Genomic DNA, 18,391 nt, shown 5'->3' on the forward strand with positions numbered 1-18,391 from the left:
ATCCCGTTCACGACGTCGCGGCTTCTGCCCAATCCTTATCGAGGGGGAACACAATGACCATTCGGGTGCTCATCTGTGACCAGTTGCCGGTCATCGCGGACGGTCTCAAGACCCTCCTCGACGCGGTGCCGGACATCGACGTGATCGGCACGACCCACAACGGCATGGAAGCCATCGTCCTGGTGCGTACCACGCGGCCGGACGTCGTGGTCACGGACCTGAACCTCCAGACCATCTCCGGCCTGGAGATGATCCGCCGGCTCGGTCAGGAGGGCGAGGCGCCCAATGTGGTGGTGTTCACCGCCTCCGACACCGACAAGACGGTGAGCGACGTGCTGCACGCCGGCGCGAGCTGCCTGCTCGGCAAGGACGCGAGCCCGCAGGAGCTGATCACCGCGATCCAGGCGGCGGCCGCCGGGCAGACCATGCTCGCGCCGAACATCGCGCAGCGGCTGGTCACCTGGTTCCGCGCGCAGCCGGAGCCCCAGGAGACCGCGTCGTGCCCCGAGGTGACCGAACTGACCCCGCGGGAGCGGGAAGTGACCAGAATGGTGGCGCGGGGCATGTCCACCGAGGAGGTGGCCCGCGAACTGATCATCGGGGAGGCGACGGTCCGTACCCACCTCTACCGGGTGCGCACCAAGCTCGGGGTCAGGGACCGCGCCGAACTCGTCTCGCTGGCCTACCGGACCGGACTCATCCACTCCGCGGGACAGCCCCTCGGCGACGGGAGGCTGGTGTCGCCGAGGGGCCTGCGCGCGAGCTGAGCCCCAGGGGCCCGCACGCGAGCCGAGCCCCCTGGGGCTTGTCTCCGGGCCCTACGGCCGGGTCGTCGCCGCGACGGGAAGTCCCGTACCGGCGGCGCTCCGGGCCGCCCGGACGCGCTCGGCACCGACCGTCCGCCACAGCGCGGCGGGATCGCCGTACCGGGCGGACTCGGCCGCGGCCAGCCGGAAGTACCGGTGCAGGCCCAGTTCCGGGGTCATCGCGCGCACCCCGCAGCTCTGCATGCCCAGCCGCACCACGTCGCGGGCGGTCTCGGCGGCCGTCGCCAGCGCCACCAGGGGCGCGGTGCCGACGGCGTCCGGCTCGGAGTCGGCCAGCCAGGCCCCCCGGTAGACCGCCGCCCCGGTCGCGCGCAACGCCACCACGGCCCGCGCCAGCGGGAACGCGACCGCGGGCAGGTCACGCAGCCTGGTGCCGAACTGCCGCCGGAAACCGGAGTACTCCACCGCGATCCGGTGCGCGCCGTCGGCGATGCCCAGCAGGTAGCCCGCCTGCCGCAGCCGGGCCCTGGCGAGCGGACCGGTGGGCGAGTCGTCCAGTGGCCCGACCACGTCCGCCGCGGTGACCGGGGTGGCCCCGAAGCGGACGACCGGCGGCCAGCACCCGCCCTCCGCGGTGACACCGGCCGCCTCGCGCGGCACCGCGACGAGCACCGGCCCGTCGCCCGTCCTGGTGGCCACCAGGAACGTCCCGGCGCCCGGGTCGTCGACCGTGACCGCGCCGGTCAGTTCCCAGCCGCCGGCCCGCGGGGTCGCGGTGACCCCGCCGCCGGCGGGCAGCGCCTCCAGGCCGGCCAGTGCCGAGCCGGCCGGGGCGCCCGTGTCGGCCGCCACCGCGTCGGCCCGGTAGGAGTTCCCGCGGGCCGCGCGGCCGAGCTCCTCGCTGACGAGCACCCCGGCCGTCAGGCCGAGGCCGAGGCCGCCGGCGGCGGCCGGCCGTTCGAAGGCGGCCGCGTCCAGGGCGTCGAGCACCGGCCGGGTCGGGCCGCAGGCCCCGTCGGCCACCGGCGCGCCGTGGATCCCGTCCAGGGCGGGGAGGCCGTCCAGGCCGGTGCGCAGCGCCCTGCGCAGCTGGATGAAGAGCGGGTCGGGGGTGAGGTCCATGTCAGTGCTCCTGCTGTCCGATGGAGTCGAACGCGGCGGCCGTGATCTGGAGCATCACCTCGGAGGTGCCCGCCGACAGCGTGAGCCCCGGCGCCTCCCGGAAGGCCGAGTCCAGGGTCTGCGCCGCTCGGGTGCGGTCGGCCCGCTGCTCAGGGGTGGGGACGCCGGCGGCCCAGGCCGCGACGCTCTGGGCGAGTTCGCTGCTGTGGTACTTCGCGACGGCGGCCGCGACCTGGTCGACCCGGTCCGCCGCCAGGCCGGTGAGCACCTCCCAGGCGAGGACGTGGTCGGCGGTGAGCGCGCCGTACCAGCGCCCGATCCGTTCGAGGTCCGCGTCGTGCGGGTCGTCCGTCCCGCCGTCGACCAGGGCCTCCAGCGCGGCCTCCAGCCAGTGTTCGGCCTTGAGGTAGTAGTCGAGGCCGGTGCGTTCGATGGCCAGCGCCTGGTTGAGCAGCGGCCACCCCTCGTCGCGCGGCCCGAGGAGGGCGTCGCCCGGCACCGCGACCGCGTCCAGGTCGATCCGGTGGAAGTGCTCGTCGCCGATGCCGGGGATGACCGACACCGCGACGCCGGGAGCGGACATGTCGACCAGGAACAGACTGATCCCCTGGTACTTCCCCGCGCCCGGCGTCGTGCGGGCCGCGCACAGCCCGAGGTCGACGAACCGGGTCTTCAGGCTGAACACCTTGGTGCCCGTGATCCGGTAGCCGTCGCCGTCCGGTTCGGCCACGGCCCGCAGCGCGCCGAGGTCCGACGCCGCGTCCGGCTCGGTGTAGAGCACCGAGGCGAAGCTCTCGCCGCGGGCCAGCGCGGGCAGGTACCGGTGCTTCTGCCCGTCGCTGCCCGCCATCAGCAGGAACTGGCCGACGATCTGGATGGTGTTGACGTGCAGGGTGTCGGGGACGCCCGCGCGCACCAGTTCCTCGGCGACGATCGCCGCGTCGGTGAGCGGCCGGCCCGCTCCGCCGTACTCGGCCGGCCAGTGCACGGCGAGCAGTCCCAGCTCCCCGAGCAGGCGGTAGAGCGGGCGCTGGTCCGGCTCGACGCCGTCGGCGCCGGTGGCCGCCGCCGCGGCGGTGCGCACCTCGGGGGAGCGCAGCGTCCTCCGCACCTCCGCGCGGAACCGCTCTTGGTCCTCGGTGAACCCGTACCGCATCTGCGTCTCCTCAAGGGGCGAGCATCTCTTCGATCGCCGCGACGACCCGGTCCAGCGCCGGTTCCGTGAACAGGGTGTAGTGGTCGGCGGGCACGCTCCCGGCCCGGAACGGGCCCGTGCACACCGCCCGCCACTGCTCCTCCATGGCGGGGTGGGGCGAGGCGGTCAGCACCGTGACCGGGCCGCCGTACGAGGCCGGCGGGCGGTACTCCTGCATCGACAGGGCGCAGGACCGGAAGGTGGCGAAGCGGGAGTCCAACTCCTGCTCGGTGAGCTCCAGTTCGACGCCGAGCCCGGTCAGGGTCCGGCGGACGGCGGCCACCCCGGCGGCCGGGTCGTCCAGCACCGCGTGCACCGCGGGGCCGGTGCAGCCCGCCAGCCTGGCGACGTCGTGCACGAAGCGCTGCCGCACCGTCGGCTCGTCCAGGGGGACGGTGTCCTCGTCGTACGCGGCGTCCAGCAGGACGAGCGGCGGGCGCTGCCCGGTCTCCAGCTCGATCTGCCGGGCGACCTCGAAGGCGAGCACACCGCCGTAGGACCAGCCGGCCAGGCAGAACGACCCCGGCAGACCGCTCGCGGTCAGGGACCGCGCGATCCTGGCGGCGGTGGCCGCCATGGCGTCCGGTGGAGCGACGGCGGCGTCCAGCGGGTCGGCGGCGAACCCGGCCACCCCGATGTCCGCGCGCAGCGCCCTGACCAGCGGCATGTAGCAGAACAGCTCGCCGCCGGAGGGGTGCAGCAGGACGACCCGGGCCGGGCCCGACGCGCGCATCACCACCGGTGCCCGGTCGTCCGCCCGCGCGGCCGTCCCGGCGCCGACAGGCCCGGACAGGCCCGCCAGCGCGTCGAGCGGGTCGCCGTCGTCGCGCCGGGCGGCGCGGTCGGCGTCGATGACGGAGGCCAGGTGCGAGACGGTCGGCGAGGCGAAGAAGTCGCCGAGCGTGATCTCCACCCCGAACCTGCGGCCGATCGCCGACATCAGCTGGACGGCCTGGAGGCTGTTGCCGCCCGCCAGGAAGAAGTCGTCGCGCACGCCGATCCGGCCGCCGCGCAGCAGGGGGGCGAGCACGTCGTCCAGCAGCCGCCGTTCCGTCACGGTGAGCGACTCGTCGCCGGGGCGGTCGTCGGTGCGGCCGCGGTCGGGCGCGGGCAGCCGGCGCCAGTCGACCTTGCCGCTGCTGGTGAGCGGCAGTTCGTCGAGGACCACGAAGTACGACGGGATCATGTACGACGGCAGGCGGGTGCCGAGGTGCTCGCGCACCGCGGGCACCTGCTGCTCGGTGATCCCGGTCAGGTAGCCGACCAGGTACTTGTCCCCGCCGTCGTCGGCGCGGGTCCGCACGCTGACCGGTCCGATGCCGTCGAAGGCGGTCAACGCCGACTCCACCTCGCCCAGTTCGATCCGCAGGCCGCGGATCTTGACCTGCTGGTCGAGCCGGCCGAGGAAGACCAGCCGGCCGTCGGCCAGCCGCTTCACCAGGTCGCCGGTCCGGTACAGCCGTCCACCGGGCGCGGTGCCGAACGGGTCGGCGACGAACTTCTCGGCGGTCAGCTCGTCCCGGTCGAGGTAGCCGCGCGCCAGTCCGGCGCCGCCGATCACGAGTTCGCCGGGCACGCCGACCGGCACCTGGCGCAGGTCGCGGTCCAGCACGTGCGCCACGTGGTTGGCCATCGGCAGGCCGATCGGCGGCGAGGCGTCCCAGGTGCCGGGGCACTCCTCCACGATCACCGTGACCGTGCACTCGGTCGGCCCGTAGCCGTTGAACAGCCGACGTCCGGGGTTCCACCGGTTCACCAGCTCACCGCTGAACGCCTCGCCGCCGACGAACGCGATCCGCAGGTCGGTGAACTTCTCGGGCGCCAGCAGCGGCATGACGGTCGGGGGCAGGTCGATCACGGTGATGCCGGCCCGCTCCATCAGCGCCTGGAGCCGGTCGACGGACAGCCGTTCGTCGTCGGTCGCCAGGCACAGCCGTGCTCCGGTGAGCAGCGCCGAGAACGTCTCGAAGACGGAGACGTCGAAGGTCACCGAGGCGAACCCGAGCACCCGGTCGGCCGGGGTCAGCTCGAACAGGTCCCGGGTGGAGTCGACGAAGTTGACCACGCCGCGGTGTTCGAGCAGCACGCCCTTCGGCTTGCCGGTGCTGCCCGAGGTGTAGATGACGTACGCGACGTCGTCCGGCCGCGCGGCGAGCGGCGGGTTCCCGCCGGGCAGCGCCGCCAGCTCCTCGCGGACGTCGTCCAGCGTCACGACGGGCGCGCCGGCCTCGGCCACGGCCCCGCCGGTCCCGGTGTGCGCGATCACCGCGCGCAGGTCCGCGTCGGAGGCGATCTCCGCGACGCGGGCGGGCGGGTGCGCCGGGTCGAGCGGCACGTAGGCCGCGCCGGTCTTGAGCACCGCGAGGATCGCGGTCGGCACGTCCACGGTCCTGTGCAGACAGAGGCCGACCCGCATGCCGGGCCCGACGCCGCGCCCGCGCAGCAGGGCGGCGAGCCGGTTCGCCCGGGTGTTGAGCTCGGCGTAGCCGGTCTCGACGCCGTCGACGAGGACCGCCACGGCGTCCGGAGCCTCCCGGACGCGGGCCTCGAACTCGGCCACGACGGTGGATTCGCGGATCGACCGCACCGGCCCGCGGCCGACCTCGGCCAGGAACGCCAGGTCCGCCGGGCTCAGTACCTCGGCGGCGGACAGCGGGGTGTCCGGGGCGGCGGTCAGGGTGCGCAGCAGCCCGTCGTAGTGCCGGGCGAACCTGGCGACGCTCGCGGCGTCGAACAGGTCGGTGTTGAACTCGACGCGCAGCACGGCGTCGGCGCCGGGAGCGGTCCGCTCCGCCAGGCTCCAGCTCATGTCGAACCGGGAGCCGCGGACGCGGACGCTCTCGCGCGAGGTCTCGATGCCCGGCAGGGCGGTCGCGAGGTCCTGGTCCTGGTCCCGGTCCGGGGAGGCCACGCCGAACACGATCTGGAAGACTGGGGAGCGGGACGGGTCGAGGACCGGGTCGGCGGCGGCGACCAGCCTGTCGAGGGACAGGCCGCCCCTCTCGTACGCCTCGGACGTCACGCGCCCGACCCGCCGGACCAGTTCGCGGAAGGTCGGGTCGCCGGAGAGGTCCGTGCGCAGCACCCGCAGGTCGGTGAAGGGGCCGACCACCGGGGACACGGCGTCGTGCGGCCGGTCCGGGTCGGGCGAGCCGATCACCAGGTCGTCCAGGCCCGAGTAGCGGTGCAGCAGGGTGAGGAACGCGGCGGTGAGGACGTCGGACGGGCTCGCGCCCTCCTCCCCGGCCAGCTTGCCCGCCCGCCGCACGCCCTCGTGCCCGACGGGGAAGCTGTCGGCGCCGCCCGCGAAGGTCCTGGCGTCGCCGCGCGGCCGGTCCGTCGGGAACTCCAGGACCTCGGAGCCGGCCAGCTTCTCCCGCCAGTACGCGGCCGCCGCGTCCAGGTCGGCGGTGCGCCGCCGGGCGCGCTGCCACACCGTGAAGTCGGGGTACTGCACGGGGAGTTCCGGCAGTCGCGGGGCGTCGCCGGCGAGCCGCGAGCGGTAGCACTCGGCGAGGTCGCGGGCCAGCACGTCCCGCGAGCGGGCGTCGCACACCACGTCGGGCAGGTCGAACAGGAAGAGGTGGTCGTCCGGCGCCACCCTGACCAGCAGCGCGCGCCAGACCGGCATCCTGGCCGGGTCGAACGGTGCCCCGCTCCGGGCCTCCACCAGGGCCCGCGCGGCGGCGAGCCGCTGCCCGTGGTCCGCGCCCTCGGCCTCGACCAGCGGCAGTTCGACCGGGACCTCGGGGACGACCACCTGCATCGGGCCGCCCTCGCGCTCCACGATCACGGTCCGCAGCGCGTCGTGCCGGGCGACGACCGCGGCCAGCGCGGAGCGCAGCGCCCGCGCGTCCAGGCCGCCCCGCAGGCGCAGGCACAGCGGCATTCCGCCGACCGGGGCGTCCGGTGCCGGGCCGTCGAGGAACCGGAGGGTCTCCTGCGCGGGCGACAGCGGCACCGGACCGGTGTCGCCGCGCGGCGTCGGGCCCCGCTCCGCCGCTGCGCGCGCCTGCTCCCGCAGCCGGGCGAGGAACCGGGTGCGGCGCTCCGCCGGCAGCGCGGCGAGGCGCTGGGTCAGGTCGGTCACCGCAGGCTCCTCTCGGGCCGGGGCGCCGCGGCCTCCGGGGCGTCCGCGCGCACGGGCAGCTGCGCCAGCTCCGTGACGGCGAGGGTCAGCACGTCGATGCCGCGCAGGTAGTCGGACAGCACGATGTGCTCGTCGTCGGCGTGGTCGAGGCTGCTGTCGCCCGGGCCGTAGGTGGCCATCGGGACGTCCCAGACCTCGGCCAGGGTGTTCATGTCCGAGGTGGCCGTCTTCACCACCAGGCGCGGCTGGGCGTGCAGTCGCCGGACCCCGGACACCAGGGCGCGGACCACCGGGTCGGACCGGCCCACCCTGCAGGCCGCCACCGAGTTCACCACGTCCAGGTCGCCGGCCGTCAGCCGCTCGCGCAGCGCGCCCACCAGGGCGTCGACGTCGAATCCCGGCGGGATGCGGATGCTGAGGTCGGCCGTCGCCGAGGTCATGTCGGCGTTGAGCCGGCAGAGCGTCGCGCCCGGCTGGGCGAACACGCCGTGGCTCGCGTCCGGGCCGAGCAGGTCGACCAGCGCGTCCCAGCAGGCGACGGCCAGTTCGGAGGCCTTCGGCGCCGGGTTGCTCGGGTGGGTGGCGGGGCACTTGACGGTGTAGCGCAGGTCGAGCTTGCCCTTGTAGCCGAGCACCACGCTCGACCAGCCGCTGGGTTCGCCGATGACCAGCGCGTCCGGCCGCTGGTGGGCGGCCCGGATCGCCATCGCGCCACGGGAGCGCGGGGTCTCCTCCTCGACGACGCCGATCACCACCAGCCGGCCGGCGAAGTCCACCGCGCCGGCCGCGGCGCAGATCATCGCGGCGAGCGGGCCCTTGGCGTCCACCGCGCCGCGGCCGTACAGCCGGCCGTCCTCGGAGCGGACCCGGACCTGGCCCGAGACGGTGTCCATGTGGCCCAGCAGCATGACGGTCGGGCCGTCACCGCGTTCGATGACGCCGATGACGTTGCCCACGCCGTCGATGTGGGTCAGGAAGCCCAGGTCCGTCATCGCCTCGGCCAGGTAGTCGGCCAGCGCGCGCTCCTGGTAGGACGTGGAGGGGATCTCCAGCATGTTGCGCAGCAGTCCGACGGCGTACGTCTCGGTGACGCTGCCGGAGGATGTGAACGCCCAGTTCATCGTTGCGCTCGCTCCAGTAGGTGGCCGACGATGTGGTCCGCGACGTCGACCCGGTCGCCGAGCGCGGATTGGAAGCCGGAGAACTCGACCCGGTGGTTGACCTCCAGCACCAGCAGCCGGCCGTCCCGGTCCTCGATCAGGTCGACACCGGCGATGTCCGCGCCGACGGAGGAGGCGGCGGCGAGCGAGAGCTTGGTGATCTCCGCCGTCGCCTCGCACGGCCGGGTCTGCCCGCCGAGGGCCACGTTGGTGCGCAGGGCCTCACCGCTCCGGTAGACGGCGCCCAGCACCTCACCGCCGACCACGATCACCCGGATGTCCCGGTCGGGCTTGTCGATCAGCTCCTGCACGTACCCGAGGTGCGACTGCGGGCCCGGCAGCGCGGCGACGTACTCGAGCACGGCCTCCGCGGTGGCCCGGTCGGCCAGCGGGACCACCAGCCGGCCCCAGGAGCCGACCAGCGGTTTGATCAGGGCCGGGTAGCCGATGGAGTCCAGGGCCTCCAGCGTGGCCTGCGGCGTGAGGCCGAGCGCGGTGCGCGGAGTCGGCACCCCGGCCGTCAGGAAGGCCAGGGTGGTGCGCCACTTGTCGCCGCAGACCTCGGTGGCGTCCGGGCTGTTGACCACCTCGACGCCCGCGGCGTCGAGGCAGCGGGCCGCGTACTCGGCGCGGACCTGGCCGATCTCCCGGTTCAGCGCGAGCCCCCAGGGCAGGCCGTGCTGCCCGGCCGGGAACCACTGCCGGCGGGTGTCGACGTGCTCGAAGGGGACGCCGCGCCGGTCGAAGGCGTCGAACAGCCGTTTCTCGTCCGCGCCGATCCTGCTGGCGAGTACCGCGATCCCGCGGTCCCCCGGGCGCTCTGTCGCTGACACGTGACCTCCGTATTAGGGGCACTGATTGACCGGACGGTACAACCGGCCTGACGCGTGAATAGGAAACTACGAGCAGGCCGGCCCCGGGCGCGTCCGCGACAAGTTCAGGCCCGGGGACGCACCGTGATGACTTTCACCCCCGGCGACTGCGAAGTCTGCTTACCCGGGTCCGGTCGCACCCGTGCCACGCTGGACCGGATTCGCATACCTGCCGCATTGACCGGTGCGCGCTTTTCGTTCGGCTGCGTCCAGCCGCGTCGGAGACGAGGGGGAAATCGTGGGACACACATCGGACCGGATACCGGTGCTCGCATTGTGGAGCGCGCCGCGCTGCCGATCCACCGCGTTCGCGCGGATGATGACGGAACGGGACGACCGCGTCGTCGTGCACGAGCCGTTCTCCCGGGTGGTCGACTTCGGCGAGGTCGAGGTCGGCGACCGGGTCGCGCACACCGAGCAGGACGTGCTCGCGCGGCTGCGCGCCATCGCGGCGGAGAAGCCGGTGTTCTTCAAGGACACCACGGACTTCCACTACCCGGCGCTGCTCGCCGACGAGGACTTCCTCGCGGCCGCGACCCACACCTTCATCATCCGGCACCCGGCCGAGGCCATCGCGTCGCACCATGCGCTCAACCCGGACCTCGGCCGCGACGAGATCGGCTTCGCCCGGCTGTACGAGATCTTCACCGCCGTGCAGAACGCCACCGGGACCACGCCGGTCGTGGTCGACTCCGACGACCTGCTCGACCGGCCGGCCGAGACCGTGCGGGCGTACTGCGCGGCGGTGGGCATCCCCTTCGTCCCGGAGGCGCTCAACTGGGGGGCGGGGATGCGGTCGGAGTGGCAGACGACCAGCAAGTGGCACCAGTCGACCAGCGAGACCACCGGTTTCGCGCGCGGCCGCAGCGACGGCGCCGAGAAGGTCGCCGCGGACCCGGTGCTGCGGGCCCACCGCGACTTCCACCTGCCGTACTACGAGAAGCTGCGCGCCGCCGCGCTCCGGCCGTAAGGCCGCGAAGCCGAGAGGCCGTGAGGGCGTGAAGGTGCGAAGTCGTGAATCCGGGAGCGGCCGGCCGGAATACCCGGCGGGACCGCCCGGCGGCCGTCCCGGTCCGGCGGCCGGGACATTCGAAGGCGATCGCGGGACGGACGGACACCGCGAGCCAGTCATCCAGTGCGGAATGCGAAAAGGCTTTCCAGTGAGGTGGGTCACTTGACGGGCATTTCGGTGTCCTCCGCCCGAGCCGGACTGTGCGAACCGGTCGACATATCCGGCCATCGCAACAACACGGCCATCTCCGCGGCGACGGAGACCAGGGCGGGGAAATTCAATGTGTGGGGAAACTCGTTCGCCGCCGAGTACCTGCCGGAGGGCAAGAGCCTCGTCCACGTGGACGGAGTCCCCTTCGAGTTCCCTCCGGTCTGCGAAGGACCGGACAACGTCCGCTGCGCCGGACAGTTCATCCGCGTCCCCGAGGGCCGCTACGACTGGGTGCACGTCCTGGCCGCGTCCGAACGGCGCTGCGAGGACACCGTCGAGCTGAACTTCGCCGACGGCTCGGTCGACGCGGAACCGCTGCGGATCTCCGACTTCTGGGCGGCGCCCGCGTGGTTCGGCGAGGTCAAGGCGTTCGAGAGCCTCGTCATGCACTACCCGCACCACGTGCAGCGGGGCGTTCCCGCGGTCATGTGGGCGCAGCGCGTGCCGGTCACCCGGCGGGCCGGCCTGACCGGCATCCTGCTGCCCCGCAACGTCGCGGTGCACGTCTTCGCGGTCACCCTCCAGCGGACGGAGCCCTGACATGACCGTCGAAGCGACGGCCCGGACGTACCACATCACCGGCCCCGAACCGGAGTTGTGGTACCGCGACCTGGTCAGCTGCCTCCAGGCCACCTTCGGTTCGCTCCTGGTCCGGGAGGGCGCCGACCCGCTGGCCGTGCTCGGGGCGAGCTGGCGGTTCCTGCACCTGCCGGGGGACGTCAGGTCCGAGGAGTTCTACTACCCGTGCCCCGACCAGGAGTCCGGCGGCCCCGACCTCGGCGCCGCCCTGGCGCCGCACCACGGACTGCACTCGCGCTGGTGGCAGCCCGCCGACGAGGACGACGTCTGGCGGGAGGTCCGCGAGTCGCTGGCGGGCAACCGGCCGGTCATCGCCGCCGTGGACAACTTCCACCTGCCGTTCCGGCCCGCGTACGGCGACGTGCACGCCGCCCACCTGGTGGTGGTCTACGGCCTGGACGAGACCCGCGGGGTGGTGTACGTCTCGGACGCGATGCCGCCGGCCTTCCGCGGCGCCGTCCCGATCGAGGAGTTCCTGCGCAGCTGGGGCTCGGCGAACCCGACCGACGTCCAGGACGCGTTCTTCAGCGACTCGCGGATCGGCCGGCGCTGCCTCGACGTCCGCCTCGACGCCCCGCCCGCGCCGCTGACCCCCGAACTGCTCGGCGGCTACCTGCGCACCGACGTCGAGGGCTTCACCACGGCCGGCCCGGCCCGTACCGGCCTCGCCGGGTACGACGAGTTCGCCGCGGAACTCCTCGACCGCTGCCGGGCCGGGGACGCCGGCGCGCTGCGCGAGCTGTACCCGTTCGGCTGGGGGATGCAGGCGCAGGCCTCGCTGCACGGCGAACTGCTGCGCCGCTGCGGCCGGCAGTGGGACGACCCGGCGCTCGCCGGCGCCGGACGGGCCGTCGAGGCCGTCGCGCACGCGTGGACCGGGCTGCGGTTCACCGGCGCGCACGGCCTCCAGGACCCCCGTGCGGCCGCGGCCGACATCGCGCACCACGCCACGGTGCTGCGCGGCGCGTACGCGCGTGCGGTCGACGCCGTCGGCGCCGTGGCGGCGCGACTGTGACCGCCCGCAGTTCGACCACCGTGACGCTCTGGACGGGAGAATGATGAGCAAGCTGGCAGCATTGGGCGGTACCGCGGCCGTGCCGAGGGAGCGGCGCCGGGTGGAGTGGCCGCTGATCGAGGACGAGGACCGCAAGGCCGTCCTCGACGCGCTCGACGGCCCGCGGCTGGTGTCCGACACGGACGGCGTGAACGCCGTCTCCATCCTGGAGGAGAGCTGGGCCCGGCGCTTCGGCTTCGGGCACTGCGTCGCGGTGTCCAACGGCACCGCGGCCCTGTCCCTCGCGCTGGCCGCGCTCGGCGTCGGGCCCGGGGACGAGGTGATCGTGCCCGCGCTCAGCTTCATCGCCACCGGGCTCGCCCCGGTCCACCAGATGGCCGTGCCCGTGTTCGCCGACATCGACCCGGTCACCTTCAACATCGATCCGGACGACATCGAGCGCCGGATCACCGACCGGACCAGGGCGATCATCCCCGTGCACCTGCACGGCGCGCCCGCCGACATGGACCGGATCACCGAGATCGCGGCCAGGCACGACCTCAGGGTGGTCGAGGACGCCGCCCAGGCGCCCGGGGCGACCCACCGCGGGCGGCCGGTCGGCGGGATCGGCGACGCGGGCTCGTTCAGCCTCCAGGTCAGCAAGAACATCCCGACCTGCGGCGAGGGCGGCCTGCTGGTCACCGGCGACGACGAGCTGGCCGGGGCGATGCGCCGGGGCCGGCAGTTCGGCGAGGTGATCGAGGCCGGCCGCGAGCGCGACTACGTCTCGTACGGCCTGGGCTGGAACCACAAGATGAACGCCCTCCAGGCCGCGTTCACCGTCGCGCAGCTCGCCCGGTTCGACGAGTACGAGCGCGCGCGGCAGCGGAACATCACCGGGTTCCTCGCGCGGCTCGCGAAGCTGCCGGGGCTCCGGGTGCCGACCGCGCTCCCCGACACCACCCACGCCTGGCACATCCTGCGGTTCCGGTTCGACCCGGCCGCGTTCGGTCTGGACGGGGTGCGGCCGGAGGCCCTGCGCTCGACCGTGCGGCGGCTGCTGCGCGCCGAGGGCGTGCCGATGTCGCAGTACCAGCTCATGCCGCTGCCCGACCAGAAGGTGTTCGTGGACCGCGTCGGCTTCGGCTCGGGCCACCCGTGGGCGGTGACCGGCGCGCCCGGCACGGTCGCGGGGGAGGGCTATCCGGTGACCCGCGCGGTCATCGCCGACTCCCTGACCATCCAGAAGCGCCACCTCCACCCGGGCTCGGGGGACCTGCTCGCCCTGTACGCGGACGCCTTCGAGAAGGTGTGGCAGAACCTCGACATGGTGGCCACCCTCGCGAAGGCGGCGTCGTGACCACGGGTCAGCTCCTGGAGCGGGACTCGCTGGAGGCGGTCGCCGCCTGCATCCGCGCGCACGTCGTCGACATGTGCGCGGGCCCCGAGGGCGGTCACCTCGGCGGTGCGTTCTCCTGCGCCGACGTGCTCACCGCGCTGTACTTCTCGGTGCTGAACGTGGACCCGCGGCGGCCGGACGACCCGGACCGCGACCGCTTCCTGCTCAGCAAGGGCCACGCCGCCGTCGGCCTCTACGCGACGCTGGCCGAACGGGGGTTCTTCCCGGTCGCGGAACTCGCCGGATACGGCCGCCCCGGCAGCAGGCTGATGGGCCATCCGGTCCGGGCGGTGCCCGGCGTGGAGCTGCCGACCGGATCGCTCGGCCACGGCCTCGCGCTGGGCTGCGGCTTCGCGCTGGCCGCCCGCTACGCCGGCCGCGCCTCGCGCAGCTTCGTGCTGCTCGGCGACGGCGAGCTCCAGGAGGGCTCGGTGTGGGAGGCGGCCATCGCGGCCGCGTCGCTGCGGCTGGACCGGCTGGTCGCCGTGGTGGACCGCAACGGACTCCAGCTGACCGGCGCCACCGACGGCATCGCGCCGATGGAGCCGCTGGCCGACCGCTGGCGCAGCTTCGGCTGGGCGGTCCGTGACGTGGACGGGCACGACCCGGCCGCACTGGCGGAACACCTCGCCGCCGCCCCGTGGGAGCCGGGCAAGCCGAGCGTGCTGATCACCCGCACGGTCAAGGGCCAGGGGCTCCCGTTCCTCGCCGGCCGCAGCGCCAGCCACTACGTGACGCTGTCGCCGCGCAACCACGCGCGGGCGATCCGCGCCCTTTCCACGGAGGCCGCCGAATGAGCCGTGCGACCCGAGAGGCCTACCGGGACAGGCTGCTCGCCCTGCTGGGCGGGCACCCCGAGCTGATGTGCCTCGACTCCGACACCGGCCTGTTCGGCGCCGAGCACGCCGCCGCGGCCGGCGACCAGTACCTCAACCTCGGCATCGCCGAGCACAACCTGATGGGCATCGCGGCCGGGATGGCCGCGTCCGGGCGGATGCCGTTCGTCAACACGATGGCCGCCTTCGCCACGTCCAGGGCCCTGGAACCGATCAAGATCGACATCGCCTACAACAAGCTGCCGGTCCGCATCGCGGCCACCCACGGCGGCCTGGCCGCCGGCCACCTCGGCCCGACCCACCAGGCCCTGGAGGACCTCGCCGTGATGCGGGTCCTGCCCGGGATGACCGTGGTGGTCCCGGCCGACGCCGCCGCCACGGAGGCGTTCGTCGAACAGAGCCTGGAGCTGGCCGGACCGCTCTACCTCCGGCTCGGCCGCAAGCCGTCCCCGGCGCTGCCCGCCGCCCCGCCGCCGGTCATCGGGAAGGCGCAGACGCTGCGGCAGGGCGGCGACGTGGTGCTCGCGAGCTGCGGCCCGTACCCGGTGCTCGCCTGCCTCGCGGCGGCGGACCTCCTCGCCGGGCAGGGCATCGAGGCGACCGTGCTGAACATGCACACGCTGCGGCCGTTCGACACGCGGACGCTGGTGGCCGCCGTCCGGCCGGCCTCGCTCGTGGTGACCCTCGAAGAGCACTGGCGCAGCGGCGGCCTGGGCGGCGCGGTGGCCGAGGCGGTGGCCGAGGAGGCGCCCACCCGGGTGCTGAGGCTGGGCATGCCGGACCGGTTCGTCGACGAGGTCGGCAACCAGGAACACCTGGTCGCGCACTACGGCCTCACCGCGGAGCGGGTGGTGCGGACCGTCCGCACCGCCCTCGACGCGGCGGCCCGCGCCGGGCGGACCGAGCGAGTGGACGTCACCGCGTGACCACGGCACGGGAGTCGGGGCCCGTCACGACCGAGCTGCCACCGTCGTCGCACGTCATCGTGGTCAACCGCTGGGGTGAGCGGTACGCGGAGTACGCCGGCTACATCGACCACCGGTACCACCGGGTGACGTACGTGAGCACCGAGGTGGGGCTCGCCTCCGTGCCCGGGTCGGCGGCCGGCGTCGCCGTGGTGAAGGCCACCGACGACCTGCCCGAGGTCACCGCGGCCGTCGAGGACCTGGTCCGGCGGTACGGGCGACCCGAGCGGATCGTCGCGCTCAAGGAGGACGACCTCCTGGCCGGGGCCGCGCTGCGCGAGCGGTGGCAGGTCCCCGGGCCGCGGACCGACCAGCTGCTGCCGTTCCGGGACAAGCTGGTGATGGTCGCCAAGGTCGCCGCGGCGGGCCTGTCCGTCCCGGACTTCGCCCCGGCCCCGGACGCCGGCAGCGTGCTGTCCTTCGCGCGGGTCCACGGGTGGCCGGTGATCGTCAAACCGACGATCGGCAGCTCCAGTTCGGGCGTCGTCCGGATCGACACGCCCGAGGAGCTGGCCGGGCTGCGCTTCGACGACGGGCCGTACCTGGTCCAGACGTTCGACCCGAACCCGATCTTCCACGTCGACGGCTCCGGCGACGGCGACACGGTGTCCGTCGTCCGGGCGTCCCGCTACCTCAACAACTGCATGGACTTCCGCGGCGGCACCGTCCTGGGCTCCGTCGAGGAGAGCGATCCGGCGCTGGAGCGGCTCGTCGCCGACTTCGCCGGGCGGGTCCTGCGCGCGCTCACGGACCGGCCCACCGTGTTCCACCTGGAGGTGTTCGTCGACCGTGCGGCGGGGACGTGCACCTTCCTGGAGATCGGCGCCAGGGTCGGGGGAGCGGAGATCCCGCTGCTGTGGCGGGAGATCCACGGACTCGACCTGATGGAGGTCGCGTTCCGCAACCAACTCGCCCTGCCCCCGCGGGCGTTGCCCGCGCTGCGCGGCGAGGAGGTCGGCGGCTGGCTGCTCGTCCCGGCGCCGGAGAGCAGGCCGTGCCGGATCACCGCGGTGACGTCCATGCTCGGGCGGTCGCCCGGCCCGTACGCCGAGGTGGTGCTGGAACCGGGCGAGGTGCTGCCGGAGGCCGACTCCTACTACGAGCACGTGGGCGGCAGGTTCCGCTTCCGCGGCACGTCCACGGCCGCCGTGGAGGAGGCCGTCCAGCGCACCGCGGCGGCGTTCCGGGTGGAGGCGGAGCCGCTGATCCAGGTGTGCTGACCCGTGGACCGGCGCGTGGCCGGTGCCTCAGGGCGTGTCCCGCGGACCCGGAAGGGGCCCCCGGGGCACGCCCTGCCGGCGTTCCGGGCCGGCCGGGTGCCCGCGGACCGGCGGAGCGGACGACGCCCCGGTCCCCACCCCCGAGCGGCGGGGTGGGGACCGGGGCGTCGTGGTGCCGGTTCAGTCCGTGTGCGGGGGCGGGACGATGCGGTAGTCGAGCGCGCCCAGGACGGTCTCGGCCCGGGCCCGCAACTCGCTCACGGAGTCGGCGGTCATCGCGAAGCGGATGAAGTAGTTCTCCTGCTCCAGGCTGTGGACCAGGTAGCCGTCGACCAGCTCCGCCTTGATCACGCCCGGCAGTCCGAGCAGGTCGTCCTCCGTGGTGCGCATCTCGACCCGGCCGAGCTCCTCGGCCTCCACGTCGACCCAGCCGACGATCGCCCGGTCGCGGACCGGGCCCAGCCGGTCCAGGGAGAACTCGCCCAGCGCCATGGAGACGACCGCCTCCATCGGGTCGATCCCGCTGACCTCGCGGATCGCCGTGGGGTACATGCCGCCGCCGAACCTGAGGTTGATCTCCACCAGTTCCGTGCGGCCGTCCTCGTCGGACCGGCCCTCGACGTGCAGCCAGTGCTGGTCGAGGCGCAGGTCGGCGCAGAACGCGCTGACCGCCTCGGTCAGGGCGCGCACGCCCGCCCGCACGTGGTCCTGCTGGGGCGGGTGGACCCGCAGCCCCGCGTCGTGGTGCCTGACGTCGTCGTGGTCGGGCTTCTCGACCGCCAGGACCGGGTGGAAGCGGCCGTCCACGACGGGGCCGTCCACGGAGAACTCGACGCCGGGCAGGAACTCCTCGTAGACCATCTCGGTGCCGGAGTGCCCGCCGTCGGCCAGGTGGCGCTGCCAGGCGAGGAGTTCGTCCGGGCCGTCGACCCGGTGGACCAGCCGCGAGGCCGCGGAGTCACGGGCGGGCTTGACGATGGCGGGGAAGAAGTCCACCTCCGCCGGGTCGCCGCAGTAGCGCATGGTGGACAGCCCCAGGGCCCGCATCCGGTCCCTGACCAGCGTCTTGCTGGCCAGCACCTCCAGGCCGGCGCCGGCTCCCGGCAGGCCGTAGTGGGCGGCCAGCGCGTCCTTCCAGGGGATCAGCGCCTCGATCAGGCTGACGACGGCGGTGGGGACGATCCCGCGCTCGTCGAGCCGGGCGACGAGCGCGGGCACGTCCTCGCCGTCCCAGTCCACCAGGACGTGGTCGTCGCAGTCGTCACGGTGGCGGTTGTCCGCGAGTTCGGAGACCAGGACCGACCGCAGGCCGCGGGCCCGCAGCTGTCCGGCGGCGAGGAGGACGCCGCCGGCCTGCCACTTGGAGAGGATGAGTACGGATTTCACGCGCCGCGACCTCCGGGCCGAGTTCCAGGGCTGGTGCAAAGAAGCACCCAGACCAGCACGAGGGTGGCACGGGCGGGTCCGCGCCGGGGTAAGCGAGGTACGTAGCCGAAGGACGGCGAGGTCAACGCGGTGCGTCCCCACGGATGAGCTTGTCGCGGACGCACCCGGCGCCGACCCGGCCGTACCGTCCTTTTCGATGCGGCAGACCGACCGGTACCGCACCGGGACACCACCGGAACCGAGGGTGCGGACCGGTCCCCACCGCCGTCGACACGGCGTTCCGCCCCGGAACAACCGATGGAAAGGAAACCGTCACATGAGCACCATGCTGGCCTGTCCGGAGTGTGAGGACGAGGTGCAGATCAGTCAAACGGCGCGGCTCAACGAGATCGTCGACTGCGCCGGCTGCCGGAGCGAGCTGGAGATCGTGGCGCTGAGCCCGGCCGTCCTCGCCCTCGCACCCGAGGTCGAAGAGGACTGGGGCGAGTAGGCGATCAGGCAGGTGGGCGCGGTGGCGCCCCGGTTCCCCGGCAAGCGGGTCGGCGGTGCGCAGCCGCGACCGGGTCTCCGGCCCGCCAGGAACC

The 18,391-nt window shown here is 74.0% G+C and carries 15 protein-coding genes; 9 read left to right on the forward strand and 6 right to left on the reverse strand.

Translation table 11 applies throughout. The annotated features are described in order from the left end of the window. Positions 1-53 precede the first annotated feature (53 nt). A complete protein-coding gene (locus ACZ7C5_RS14390) occupies positions 54-767 on the forward strand; it encodes a response regulator (protein ID WP_188296163.1) in 714 nt (237 codons plus the stop codon). A 51-nt stretch (positions 768-818) separates the two neighbouring features. Here ACZ7C5_RS14390 and ACZ7C5_RS14395 read toward each other — a convergent pair whose 3' ends face one another. From ACZ7C5_RS14395 to ACZ7C5_RS14415, 5 genes are read right to left on the reverse strand one after another with little or no spacing between them, the layout of a single operon-like run. Beyond that, a complete protein-coding gene (locus ACZ7C5_RS14395; RefSeq protein ID WP_401083126.1) occupies positions 819-1,889 on the reverse strand; it encodes an acyl-CoA dehydrogenase family protein in 1,071 nt (356 codons plus the stop codon). A 1-nt stretch (position 1,890) separates the two neighbouring features. Further along, entirely contained in the window at positions 1,891-3,045 is a 1,155-nt protein-coding gene (locus ACZ7C5_RS14400) for an acyl-CoA dehydrogenase family protein (RefSeq protein WP_470322681.1), read from the reverse strand. A 10-nt stretch (positions 3,046-3,055) separates the two neighbouring features. After that, positions 3,056-7,174 (reverse strand): non-ribosomal peptide synthetase, encoded by a 4,119-nt coding sequence (locus ACZ7C5_RS14405; RefSeq protein WP_470322682.1) that lies wholly within the window; start codon positions 7,172-7,174, stop codon positions 3,056-3,058. After that, a complete protein-coding gene (locus ACZ7C5_RS14410; protein ID WP_401083135.1) occupies positions 7,171-8,295 on the reverse strand; it encodes a M20/M25/M40 family metallo-hydrolase in 1,125 nt (374 codons plus the stop codon). The genes ACZ7C5_RS14405 and ACZ7C5_RS14410 overlap by 4 nt, the downstream gene beginning before the upstream one ends. Next, the gene (locus ACZ7C5_RS14415) at positions 8,292-9,167 is read right to left on the reverse strand and encodes a RimK family alpha-L-glutamate ligase (RefSeq protein ID WP_470322683.1); all 876 of its coding nucleotides are present in this window, start codon (positions 9,165-9,167) and stop codon (positions 8,292-8,294) included. The genes ACZ7C5_RS14410 and ACZ7C5_RS14415 overlap by 4 nt, the downstream gene beginning before the upstream one ends. Positions 9,168-9,444: 277 nt before the next feature. On the opposite strand from ACZ7C5_RS14415, the gene ACZ7C5_RS14420 reads away from it, so the two are divergent. From ACZ7C5_RS14420 to ACZ7C5_RS14450, 7 genes are all read left to right on the forward strand, one after another. After that, the gene (locus tag ACZ7C5_RS14420) at positions 9,445-10,176 is read left to right on the forward strand and encodes a sulfotransferase-like domain-containing protein (protein ID WP_401083141.1); all 732 of its coding nucleotides are present in this window, start codon (positions 9,445-9,447) and stop codon (positions 10,174-10,176) included. A 324-nt stretch (positions 10,177-10,500) separates the two neighbouring features. Beyond that, positions 10,501-10,968, forward strand: coding sequence for a hypothetical protein (locus tag ACZ7C5_RS14425; RefSeq protein WP_401083144.1), 468 nt, complete (start codon positions 10,501-10,503; stop codon positions 10,966-10,968). Between the two features lies 1 nt (position 10,969). Beyond that, positions 10,970-12,022 carry a BtrH N-terminal domain-containing protein gene (locus ACZ7C5_RS14430; RefSeq protein WP_401083147.1) on the forward strand — a complete coding sequence of 351 codons (1,053 nt, stop codon included), beginning with the start codon at positions 10,970-10,972 and terminating at the stop codon, positions 12,020-12,022. Positions 12,023-12,065: 43 nt separating this feature from the next. Continuing rightward, complete coding sequence (locus ACZ7C5_RS14435) at positions 12,066-13,361, forward strand: DegT/DnrJ/EryC1/StrS family aminotransferase (RefSeq protein WP_401083150.1); 1,296 nt, start codon at positions 12,066-12,068, stop codon at positions 13,359-13,361. After that, positions 13,358-14,197, forward strand: a complete 840-nt coding sequence (locus tag ACZ7C5_RS14440) for a transketolase (RefSeq protein ID WP_470322684.1) — start codon at positions 13,358-13,360, stop codon at positions 14,195-14,197. Before ACZ7C5_RS14435 ends, ACZ7C5_RS14440 begins: the two co-directional genes overlap by 4 nt. Further along, positions 14,194-15,162, forward strand: coding sequence for a transketolase family protein (locus ACZ7C5_RS14445; protein ID WP_470322685.1), 969 nt, complete (start codon positions 14,194-14,196; stop codon positions 15,160-15,162). Before ACZ7C5_RS14440 ends, ACZ7C5_RS14445 begins: the two co-directional genes overlap by 4 nt. Next, positions 15,159-16,421 (forward strand): ATP-grasp domain-containing protein, encoded by a 1,263-nt coding sequence (locus ACZ7C5_RS14450; protein WP_401083159.1) that lies wholly within the window; start codon positions 15,159-15,161, stop codon positions 16,419-16,421. Before ACZ7C5_RS14445 ends, ACZ7C5_RS14450 begins: the two co-directional genes overlap by 4 nt. Positions 16,422-16,601: 180 nt before the next feature. On the opposite strand, the gene ACZ7C5_RS14455 is transcribed toward ACZ7C5_RS14450, so the two are convergent. Next, positions 16,602-17,807, reverse strand: coding sequence for an ATP-grasp domain-containing protein (locus ACZ7C5_RS14455; protein WP_470322686.1), 1,206 nt, complete (start codon positions 17,805-17,807; stop codon positions 16,602-16,604). Between the two features lie 316 nt (positions 17,808-18,123). On the opposite strand from ACZ7C5_RS14455, the gene ACZ7C5_RS14460 reads away from it, so the two are divergent. Further along, positions 18,124-18,297: a lysine biosynthesis protein LysW gene (locus ACZ7C5_RS14460; RefSeq protein ID WP_223243763.1), complete on the forward strand. Its 174-nt coding sequence runs from the start codon at positions 18,124-18,126 to the stop codon at positions 18,295-18,297. Positions 18,298-18,391: the final 94 nt, after the last annotated feature.

The organism is Kitasatospora sp. NPDC036993 (assembly GCF_055607525.1).